Origin of the sequence: Trichormus sp. NMC-1, from assembly GCF_001858025.1 — a bacterium.
Lineage (GTDB): Bacteria > Cyanobacteriota > Cyanobacteriia > Cyanobacteriales > Nostocaceae > Anabaena.
In genome coordinates, this window is the sequence record NZ_LZQD01000001.1 from 767,994 (window position 1) to 778,408 (window position 10,415).

10 protein-coding genes and 1 pseudogene are annotated in these 10,415 nt (G+C 40.3%); 7 read left to right on the forward strand and 4 right to left on the reverse strand.

Going from position 1 to position 10,415, the window contains the following annotated elements; translation table 11 throughout:
* Nucleotides 1–27: 27 nt before the first annotated feature.
* Nucleotides 28–234, reverse strand: a pseudogene (locus tag A9Y75_RS26075) (photosystem II D2 protein (photosystem q(a) protein)); the annotation flags it as partial.
* Between the two features lie 428 nt (nt 235–662).
* Here A9Y75_RS26075 and A9Y75_RS03425 point away from each other — a divergent pair.
* From A9Y75_RS03425 to A9Y75_RS03455, 7 genes are all read left to right on the forward strand, one after another.
* On the forward strand, nt 663–1,232 hold the full coding sequence (locus A9Y75_RS03425; protein ID WP_071188805.1) for a photosystem I assembly protein Ycf4: 570 nt from the start codon (nt 663–665) through the stop codon (nt 1,230–1,232).
* 135 nt (nt 1,233–1,367) lie between these two features.
* Nucleotides 1,368–2,126 (forward strand): peptidylprolyl isomerase, encoded by a 759-nt coding sequence (locus tag A9Y75_RS03430; protein WP_071188164.1) that lies wholly within the window; start codon nt 1,368–1,370, stop codon nt 2,124–2,126.
* 88 nt (nt 2,127–2,214) lie between these two features.
* Nucleotides 2,215–3,357, forward strand: a complete 1,143-nt coding sequence (locus A9Y75_RS03435; RefSeq protein ID WP_071188165.1) for a beta-ketoacyl-ACP synthase — start codon at nt 2,215–2,217, stop codon at nt 3,355–3,357.
* A 357-nt stretch (nt 3,358–3,714) separates the two neighbouring features.
* On the forward strand, nt 3,715–4,461 hold the full coding sequence (locus A9Y75_RS03440) for a DUF928 domain-containing protein (RefSeq protein ID WP_071188166.1): 747 nt from the start codon (nt 3,715–3,717) through the stop codon (nt 4,459–4,461).
* Nucleotides 4,462–4,473: 12 nt separating this feature from the next.
* The gene (locus A9Y75_RS03445; RefSeq protein ID WP_071188167.1) at nt 4,474–6,690 is read left to right on the forward strand and encodes an adenylate/guanylate cyclase domain-containing protein; all 2,217 of its coding nucleotides are present in this window, start codon (nt 4,474–4,476) and stop codon (nt 6,688–6,690) included.
* A 76-nt stretch (nt 6,691–6,766) separates the two neighbouring features.
* On the forward strand, nt 6,767–7,792 hold the full coding sequence (locus A9Y75_RS03450) for an alcohol dehydrogenase catalytic domain-containing protein (RefSeq protein WP_071188168.1): 1,026 nt from the start codon (nt 6,767–6,769) through the stop codon (nt 7,790–7,792).
* Nucleotides 7,793–7,899: 107 nt separating this feature from the next.
* Nucleotides 7,900–8,511 (forward strand): hypothetical protein, encoded by a 612-nt coding sequence (locus tag A9Y75_RS03455; RefSeq protein ID WP_071188169.1) that lies wholly within the window; start codon nt 7,900–7,902, stop codon nt 8,509–8,511.
* Between the two features lie 48 nt (nt 8,512–8,559).
* On the opposite strand, the gene A9Y75_RS03460 is transcribed toward A9Y75_RS03455, so the two are convergent.
* From A9Y75_RS03460 to A9Y75_RS03470, 3 genes are all read right to left on the reverse strand, one after another.
* A complete protein-coding gene (locus A9Y75_RS03460) occupies nt 8,560–8,931 on the reverse strand; it encodes a Dethiobiotin synthetase (protein WP_071188170.1) in 372 nt (123 codons plus the stop codon).
* Nucleotides 8,932–9,100: 169 nt separating this feature from the next.
* The gene (locus tag A9Y75_RS03465) at nt 9,101–9,646 is read right to left on the reverse strand and encodes a GIY-YIG nuclease family protein (RefSeq protein WP_071188171.1); all 546 of its coding nucleotides are present in this window, start codon (nt 9,644–9,646) and stop codon (nt 9,101–9,103) included.
* A gap of 81 nt (nt 9,647–9,727) precedes the next feature.
* A complete protein-coding gene (locus tag A9Y75_RS03470; RefSeq protein WP_071188172.1) occupies nt 9,728–10,051 on the reverse strand; it encodes a hypothetical protein in 324 nt (107 codons plus the stop codon).
* Nucleotides 10,052–10,415: the final 364 nt, after the last annotated feature.

Consider the following 10,415-nt stretch of genomic DNA (forward strand, 5'->3'; position numbering starts at 1 on the left):
CACTCGTCATTACGGTGGCACAGTAGCTCCTTCTAGGTAGGAGGATGCTAATCCGTGGGTATACCAGGATGTGACGAAGGTTGTACCGGTTAGCCAACCGCCTAGTGCGAGGAAGGCGCAGGGGAATAATAATATTCCTGACCAACCTACGAATACGAAGCGATCGCGCTTTAACCAGTCGTCTAATACGTCAAACCACCCTCTCGACGGGGCGCGTCCAACTGCGATGGTCATTGAACTACAATCCTCTTTTTTACTAAAATTGCCACGTTTTTAAGGCTGTGCAATCTTGGGATCAAATCCCATGAACGACTGCCGCGAGGAATTCAACGTTTTTTTTGACACACTTAGCCCTTTATAAGCGGCTAAAATGCTGAGAATTGACAACGTGAGTAGTTGGGTATTTCTCAGGATTATGCCATTATACGTACCAGTCACTAGTAATCTAGCTTGTAGTAACTTAATGATTCTTAACTTATCACATTAGTCAGAATTTGTGCTGTAGATGCGGAAGGTAATCAGATATTTCAAACTATATAAATATATGAATATCAGAAATTTAACAATTTGACACAGATTTTCTCATAATCTTACAACTTGCAATACACACTGCTCAAGTGGCAGACTTTGAGAGAGAATATCTCACAGGCCAAGGTAGTTCCATGACGGCATCAACAACGATTAATAAAGGCGATAGCCTCTTGCATCAAAACGTTCTCGGTTCTCGTCGGTTTAGCAACTACTGGTGGGCAACTATCGTTACTTTGGGAGCAAGTGGCTTTTTGCTGGCTGGTATCTCCAGCTATCTCAAAGTTAATTTACTCATAGTTACAGATGCAACTCAACTGATATTTGTCCCTCAAGGATTGGTGATGGGGTTATACGGCACAGCTGGAGTGCTATTAGCATCATACCTGTGGTTAGTGATTTTATGGGACGTTGGCGGCGGCTACAACGAATTTAATCAGGAAACTGGCAAATTCAAAATCTTCCGCTGGGGTTTTCCTGGTAAAAACCGCCAAATTGAGATTGAAAATCGCATCCAAGATGTGCAATCTGTACGTATCTCTATCAAGGAAGGTCTCAATCCCCAACGCGCTCTTTATCTAAGAGTTAAGGGACGAAGAGACATCCCCCTGACGCGGGTAGGTCAACCTTTATCTTTAGCTGATTTGGAAACTCAAGGTGCTGAATTGGCAAGATTTTTGGGAGTACCCTTAGAAGGACTCTAAGAATTGAGGCAGGGAGCAGGGAGGAGGGAGCAGGGGGTAGATTATCCATAACCTCTTCCCAGTCCCTGTTCTAAAATCCAAAATCTAAAATTGCGAAGAGAAGCTAAGATACTCTGGTTGAGTCAGTAACTGGCAATGCGATTAAAATTTTCACAATTTCTGGTTGCTCTGTTGATGATTGGTGGTCTGATGTTGGGGGGATGTTCAGCAGAAAACGTAGCTTCTAATACATCTCCCACTTCGACAGCTACCTCAAAAGCAACTGAGGTAAGCCCCAAGTCAACTACTGAAGCGACAACGGTATCAGAAACTAGCAATGAGAAGATTCCGGGAATAAAAGATTTACCACGGCTTGAAGGTCAAGCTACTGTGGTGATGACAGTTAAAGGCTCACCAATTACCATCGAAGTGGATGGTACTAATGCGCCAATAACTGCTGGTAACTTCGTTGATTTAGTACAGAAAGGTGTTTACAACGGGTTGGTATTTCATCGCGTTGTGCGTGAACCTCAACCGTTTGTGGCTCAAGGTGGTGATCCTAAAGGAAATGGAACTGGTGGCTATATAGACCCCAAAATTGGAACTGAACGCCGTATACCCTTAGAAATTAAGCCAAAAGGCGCGAAAGACCCAATTTATGGTAAGACTATTACTGAGCAGCCTGAATTACAGCATAAGCAAGGAGCGGTAGCAATGGCGCGATCGCAAACGCCTGATTCAGCTTCTTCTCAGTTTTACTTTGCTTTGGCTGATCAGGGATTCTTAGATGGTAGCTATGCTGTATTTGGCTATGTCACCGAAGGCTTTGATGTAGTTAACAAAATCGAGCAGGGCGATACCATCGATTCTGCTAAAGTTACCAAAGGTGCAGAAAACCTGAAAACTCCTCAGTAGTAAGTAGGGGCGTATTGCAATACGCCCTAAAAATTACGTTGGCGTAGCCTGCTGGAAGCACTATTAGGAACTACGAATTACGAATTGTGTGAAGGTTGTTGTTACTGGTATTGGTTTAGTTTCCGCTTTAGGCACAAGCTTAGAAGATAGCTGGCAAAATTTGTTAGCGGGTAAAACGGGCATTAAATTACATCAACTTTTTCCAGAACTGGGGATAATTCCTTTAGGCTTAATTGCTCAACAACCATCTGATTTGAATACGCTGACTCAGATGGTTGTTACTTCTGCTTTGCGAGATGCCCAACTAATCGCACCTCTACCTGACTGTGCTGTGGTAATTGGTTCTAGTCGTAGTTATCAAGCCGATTGGGAGTTATGGGCGCGGCAGATGTATGGTCAAAATGCCTGCCAAAAACCTTTAAATTTAGAAAATTGGTTGAATACCTTACCGCACATGAATGCGATCGCTGTAGCCAGAAAAATCGGGGCAACAGGGACAGTTTTAGCACCTATGGCGGCTTGTTCTACAGGAATTTGGGCAATTTCTCAAGCGGCTTTTGGGATTCAAACTGGGCAATATCAAAGAGCGATCGCTGGTGCAGTAGAAGCACCAATTACACCTCTCACCATCTCTGGATTTCAGCAAATGGGTGCTTTGGCAAAAACAGGCGCTTATCCTTTTGATTTACACCGAGAAGGCTTAGTACTAGGAGAAGGTGGGGCTGTGTTTGTTCTCGAATCTGCGGAATTGGCAAAGCAGCGCCAAGCGAAGATTTATGGGGAAATTCTCGGTTTTGGCTTGACAGCAGACGGATATCATGCTAACAAACCCGAACCAGAAGGTAAGAGTGCGATCGCAGCCATCAAGGAATGTTTAAAACGTAGTAGCTTAACACCAGCAGATATAGACTACATTCATGCTCATGGTACAGCTACTCTCCTCAATGACCATATAGAAAGCCAGATAATACAGCATTTATTTCCTCAAAAAGTAGCTATTAGTTCCACCAAAGGTGCTACAGGGCATACATTAGGCGCATCCGCAGCCTTGGGTGTGGCTTTTTCGCTTATGGGTTTAAAGTATAAAAAGTTTCCACCTTGTGTGGGATTGCAGCAACCAGAATTTGATTTAAATTTCGTTACAGCAGCAAGAAATAGTGAAATGCAGCGGTTGCTATGTTTGAGTTTTGGCTTTGGTGGACAAAATGCTGCGATCGCTTTAGGCAATTGAAATTTTGTTACTGAGTAATCAATTTGAGATTATAAGAGGGAACTCTTCCTCAGAAAATTTACGTCTGCAAGATTTTAACCTTTGTATATAAAAAATTATCAAATAATCCAAGCTGGTTCGTAAAACATTCAAAACACGCTGTATTCCATAGTATGCAGTTGGTGAAACTAGTGCAGAGTTATAGACTCTTAATGAGTTAAAAATACTTTCAAATCTAAGTAGCCATCATGAACTGCGTACACCAGGACACATGAAAAACTTCTTATTCCACTCCACGAAACAGCAGGGAGGGGTTAGGGGTGGGGTCTTATTTTCAAGTCAGGGGAGTAACAAACAATAATCAAGGGGTAAATAATCATGAAATGGCTCCAGGCATCTTTGTGTTTACTGATGGTTTCTTTAACTGCGTATACTACCACGGCATCAGTGTTAGCTCAGTCACACCCAACACCAAAAACTTGGCGAATTAGTCAGAAATTTAAGCCACAAAGAGGAAAAGATCCAAATCCCCCAACGGTGGGTGCTGCAACCCGTAGTGCCTCATGTCTCCAAGGCAAAAAAGAAATAACGCCCTTAATCCCTGCCGATAAATTAGGGCTGACTTTAAATGGGCATCCTACATTTTATTGGTCTGTGCCTACTCTCCCAGTCAGAACCGCCCAGTTTACTATCGAGATAAATGGAGATGAACAACCATTTTATGAAACAGACATAACGCTTCCTAAACAACCAGGAATTCTTAGCTTTACCCTCCCTAAAAATACACCTGAATTAGCAATAGGTAAAACTTACCGCTGGTATCTAACAATAATTTGTGATGGCGAAGACTCTAGCAACAATCCTTATGTAGCGGGTTTAGTAAAACGTACACAAGCAGACTTAACTTTATTAAATGCTTTAGCAAAAGCAACCGCATGGCAACTACCAAGTATCTACGCAGAATCCGGTATTTGGCATGAAGCACTAACTACTTCAGTAGAGTTACGCTGTACTCAGCCAAATGACTTAGTAATCAAGCTAAATTGGAGACAATTGTTAACATCAGTGGGATTAAATGACATCCTATCTGAGCCATTACTCGATTCTTGTCAGACCAAGAATTAATAACTGACTGTTATGTGGGAAAAGCTGAAACAGCGAATATGGGAATGGCGTGGGGTTGTAATAGCTGTTCCCAATGTCACATTGATTGTGATCGCCTTACGGTTGATTGGATTGCTTCAATCTCTAGAATTGACAGCCTTGGATCAATTTTTTCTGCTTCGTCCACAAGAGCCAGTTGATAACCGCATAGTTATAGTTGAAATTAATGAAGCAGATATCAAAAAACAGAAAAGTTGGCCTATTTCTGATGCAGTACTTGCCACCTTATTAAATAGGATTAAGCAACAACAACCCAAAGTGATCGGTTTAGACATTTATCGTAACTTAGTTGTCAATCCTGGTTATCAAGACTTGGTGAAAGTATTTGAGTCTACCCCCAACTTGATTGGAATCCAAAAAGTTCTTGAGAGCGTTGATAGTTCGCCCGTGGAACCACCACCTCTATTGAAGCAACGTCAGCAGGTAGGGGGAAATGACGTACCTGTAGATGGAGATGGTAGAGTTCGTCGAGGAATGCTCTACCTGTTTTCAGATGATGATAATTTCATAGAAAGTTTTAGTCTGAAACTAGCATTATCGTATTTAGCATCGGATGGGATTACAGAGAAAGAGGCTACCACTAACCCAAATTACTTACAATTGGGTAAGGGTATTTTTCCGAGATTCCAAGCTAATGATGGTGGTTATGTCGGGGTAAATGCTGGCAGCTACCAAGTACTATTAAACTACAGAGGACGGATAGATAAGTTTACCAAGGTTTCCCTCACCGCAGTTCTAGAAAACAGTATTGAACCAGATTTGATGCGGGGAAAGGTAGTAATAATTGGTTCAACTGCGGAGAGTTTGAGAGATACTTTTTTTACACCATATAGTAGTAAAGTATTTGCCGCACCTGAACGGATGGCAGGTGTAACAATTCATGCTAATTTAACCAGTCAAATTTTGAGTTCGGCTTTAGATGGTCGTCCATTAATTAAATCTGGAAATGAGCCTTTTGAATGGCTGTGGATTTTCCTGTGGTCAACTATTGGCGCTATATTATCTTGGCAGCAACGCCACAATATCTTTTTGATTATTGTCAGTATTTCTGTTGCTGGTACTGGTTTAATTGGCGGCTGCTTCTTAGCATTTTTAGTTGGATGGTGGATTCCTATAGTTCCACCAGCGTTAGGATTAGCAGGAGCGACCATAGCTATTACTCAGTATATTGCCCATAGTGCTGCCAGTCTGCAAAAAACCTTTGGGCGTTACCTCACAGAAGAAGTGGTCGCTAATTTAATAGAAACTCCTTCTGGTTTGAAGCTAGGGGGAGAACGTAGAAAAGTCACAATTCTAGTGTCTGATGTCAGAGGATTTTCAGCTATTTCTGAGGAATTTCCTCCTGAACAGGTGGTGAAAATTCTTAATCTTTATTTGGAAGTGATGACAGATATCATTAATCAGCATAAAGGTACGATTAATGATTTTATGGGCGATGGGATTTTGGTGATGTTTGGTGCGCCTATTAGTCGTGAAGATGATTCTCAAAGAGCGATCGCTTGTGCTGTGGCTATGCAATTGGCTATGCAACAGGTAAATGCAAAAAATCAACAAATGAATCTCCCAATTCTAGAAATGGGAATTGGCATTAATACAGGTGAAGTTGTAGCTGGAAATATTGGTTCCCAAAAACGCGCTGAATACACAGTTATTGGCAGTCATGTCAATTTAGCGGCTCGGATTGAATCATATTCAGTAGGAGGACAAATTCTCATTTCTGAGCATACTTGGAAAGATGCCAATATTGATTTAAGAATTGATAATCAATTGCAAGTGGAACCGAAAGGAATCAAACATCCGATCACTGTTTATGAAATAGGTGGTATTGGCGAAAAATATAATCTGTTTTTGCCAAAAATTAATGAAGATATAGATATTTTAAGTGAAGAATTACCTATTGAATTTATTGTTTTACATGGCAAACACGTAGATGGGAAAATATTTACAGGTGCAATCGTTGGACTTTCAGAGAACGGCGCACAACTACGCTCTAGCTTGGATTTACAGCTATTAAGTAATCTCAAACTTAAGTTATCAACAGAAACAGCACTGTCTACGGAAGCACCAGATATTTATGCCAAAGTCATGAAAAAATCGGCTGTTGAGGAAAATCATTTTTTGATTCGATTTACAGGAATTCTTCCCAAGGGGATGAAACGACTTAAGAAGGTAGGGCAAACATTGCCTTAGCGGACAGAGGAAAATTTCATAGTTGGCGCATTTTTTTGTAAAATCAGTTGGCAGCTTCATTCTTGGGTGAACAGCTTTGTTAGCAGCTTTACTTTATGGACAGGAAGATTTACGTCTAGAACAAGTCCCTGAACCAATTCCAGCAGAGGGGGAAGTAGTGATTCAGGTGGGGGCAGCTACTACTTGTGGTACGGATTTAAAGGTCTGGCGACGTGGTGGCCATGCGAAAATGTTGACTCCCCCTACGTTGTTTGGTCATGAGGCTGCGGGAACAATTGTGGCTGTGGGTACTGGTGTAACTAATTGGCAGATAGGCGCTCGCATTGTCGCTAATAATTCTGCACCTTGCATGAAATGTTTTTTTTGTCAACGTCAAGAATATTCTCTTTGTCCAAATTTGACATGGAATAATGGGACTTTTGCCGAATATCTGAAAATTCCCGCACCGATTGTACAGCAAAATATGTTGCGGCTTCCCAATGAGTTACCCTTTGAATTGGCAGCAATGACGGAACCTCTAGCCTGTGTATTGCATGGGGTAGCCCGTTCTCATGTTAAACCTCAAGACCGGGTAGTTGTTTTGGGAGATGGGGCAATTGGGCTGATGTTTGTGGCAGTTTTAGCGGCGAAAGTAGAGGTTTTGCTGTGGGGAGGGAATGACCAAAGGCTAGAAATTGGCAAAAAATTGGGTGCATCCCAAACTTTTAATTATCATCAAGTAGCGGATATTCCTGGTGTAGTCAAGAAATTAACTGAAAGCTGGGGTGCGGATGTGGTGATAGAGGCTACGGGAGTTCCGAGTGTATGGGAAATAGCGATCGCTTGCGCCCGTCCCGGTGCGACTGTAAATTTATTTGGTGGTTGTCCCAAAGATACGACAATTACCGTAAATACAGAAAAGCTACATTATAGTGAATTAACCCTAAAAGGCGTATTTCACAACACACCTGAATATGTACGGGCGGCGTTGTCACTAATAGCTAGTAGGAAGATTCCTTTTGAGTTACTAATCAGTGAACAGCGGTCATTAAAAGATTTAGAACAGGTGTTTGCTGATATGAAAGCACGTAAAGTGATCAAGGTGGCAATGTTACCCTCTTGAAAAGATTCAGATCCCCGACTTCTCAAAGAAGTCGGGGATCTATAAGTTTTCTATGGACAACACAGGGAAAACTATTTTTAATGGTGATGTTATTTCTAAATAGGAAAATGCTAAAAAAATCGCTGCTTAATTTTTTAATTTTGCCTTTTTCCCTAATTCCTTGGTTATCCGGGGAAATACTCTTAAATTCTCTAGCTAAGGCGTTACCAGGAGAAAGTACAGAGGAAGTAACAACCTGGATTCAAGCCCATCCGACGCTTCGTCCTAGAAGTGGGGAGCGATTGTTTGTGAGTAAAAGTGATACGGCCGCCCAAAGATTCACTTTTCAAGCGTCGGTATTACCTCCAGGTAAGGTGACATTTACTCCAGATCGCAGCACCATTCGTACTGAGCGCATGACTATGTATGATGGTGTTAATGGTGTGACACTTCAGCGTCTTGAAGAATCTTTGCGGGTAATTTATAGCTTGGATATTTATCAAGACTATAATCGCGCCCAGGTGGTTTACGAGTATCCTAACCAGAGTGCAATTAATCAGGCACGTTTGGCAAAAACCCCAATTCGAGAAGCATTAAAGGGACAATTACGGGTAGGCGATCGCTATGCCTATTGGGTAGAAATTGCTCAACCCAGGCAAGGTAAGGCTTTGAGCGGTCAAATAACAGTTTTTCTTAAATCTGATTTGGATAAGTTACAAGCAGAACTGAGAACCCGTTAATAATAACTAAGGGTGTAGGTTTTGTAATTTTGAATTTTGAATTTCGCATCATCCTTCATCCTTTAGCTTGCTTCCAGCGGGTAGGGTTTCCCATGTGCCGGAAAATATACTTTCTGCTGCTAGAGAAATGCGTTGCAAATCTTCTTTAAGTAGTGGTGGCCAGTCAACACCTGCTTTGCGTCCGGCAGCAAAGAACTGCAAAGCTTTAATACCTAATTTATATAAGGCAAATGCAAGTTCTTTATCTAAGCTAGAAGTTTCTTTCAGGTTTTCAAACACCACTTTCAAGGCTAATAATATTGAGGTAATTTGACCTGGTATAGGGAGTTTTCCTTGTTTTAGATGATTTAACAACGCATCTGATGTTTCTTCATCTGTTGTTTGGTCTATGAGTAGTTTACGTGCTATTTCGTAGTTCATGCATCCAGCTTACCGTAGTTTATCTGGTATTGGCAGCCAAGACCCTCATAAAAATCCTAACTTCGCTTAATTTAAATTGGCTTAATTTAAATTGGCTTAATTTAAATTGTTCATTTTTGAAAATATTCGGAATTCACCCCAATTTGAATTTATTCTTATTTCAAAATTCTTATTTCAAATCCAGCAACCCTTGTTCTTTTAATTTAGGATTAAAGCGAATTTGCGTTTTTACACCTCGTGATGCTAATACGAATAAAATTTCTGCCTCAACACGCCGCGCCACATTCTTAATCAGTTTTATTTTATCTAAATCATCAATTAGTTGATTTTGATAATTAGTCTGTTCTTCAGTTGTCATTACTTCCTTAGCATTAATAGGATTAGTCCATTTTTCTTTATTTTCTACATTTCTCAAATCAAGACTACCATTTTCATCAATCCAAGCATTTTCAATATTTTCTAAAATTGTGCGGTTGGGACGGTCAATAGTTTGTACTTTTACCCAATAACATTGTTTTGGCTGACGGACTAAATGCTGCTTAAGACTAAGATAAACATCGCGGGAATAACTTACAAATTGGAGATTTTTTTCTTGATCGAAAATAGCGTAAACTCCTATTTGTCCAGTAAAATTTTCTGGTAATTCACCATTCTCATCGATGTAAGTCACATATTCTAAACTGGCTAAAGCAGGAATATTTGTTTCAGTAGTCATAATGAAAATTCAAAATTTACAAAAAAGGGAAGAGGGAACAGGGAACTCTTAATCAGAAAACATATTTTCATGATTGCTTTGTTAAGCAATTTTTCGGTAAACTGCACAAAGGCGGCTAGGGTGAAAAATTTTCGCATTAAACATAAAATTGGGTGGTACATTGATGATTGTGTATTCACTAGATGCATGATATTGTTCAAATTCTGCTGGCATCCCTTTAGGTGTATCTAAACTGTAAGGATTTGGCTGAAAAAGCAGTTCTGTAAATTCTACTTTTTCCCATTGCAAATTTTGACAGATTTGGCTTAAGAATGATTCCCCCATTAATAATTTAAACAGAGTTTCTTTAGCTTCAGGTGCGAGTGTAAAACTACTATCAAAGTTCTGAACAATTTTTAGACGCATTTTTCGTTACAGATTGTTATGGAAGACTGAGTGATGATTAAGTGTAAGAAGATTCTGCACGTTGTCACGTTGATAATCATCCTAACATCTCTAAATTTTACCCCTAAGCTCACTTGCAAAAGTTTAGTAAAGTTTACATTAGGGTGGAATAGGTCTTAAATCTGACGTTTGTGTAAAATGACCACTTGAGAATAGCCTATTGGATTATGGGACTTATGTCACTCGATTTTGGATTTACGATTTTGGATTTTGGTCATATTTTATAATAACAATTCAAAATTCATAGGGGTAGTGGTAAACAAAGGTGAAGATAAAAAAAAGGCAAAAGATGAATTTCTCTTGCCTTATCAAAGATTATATTCTG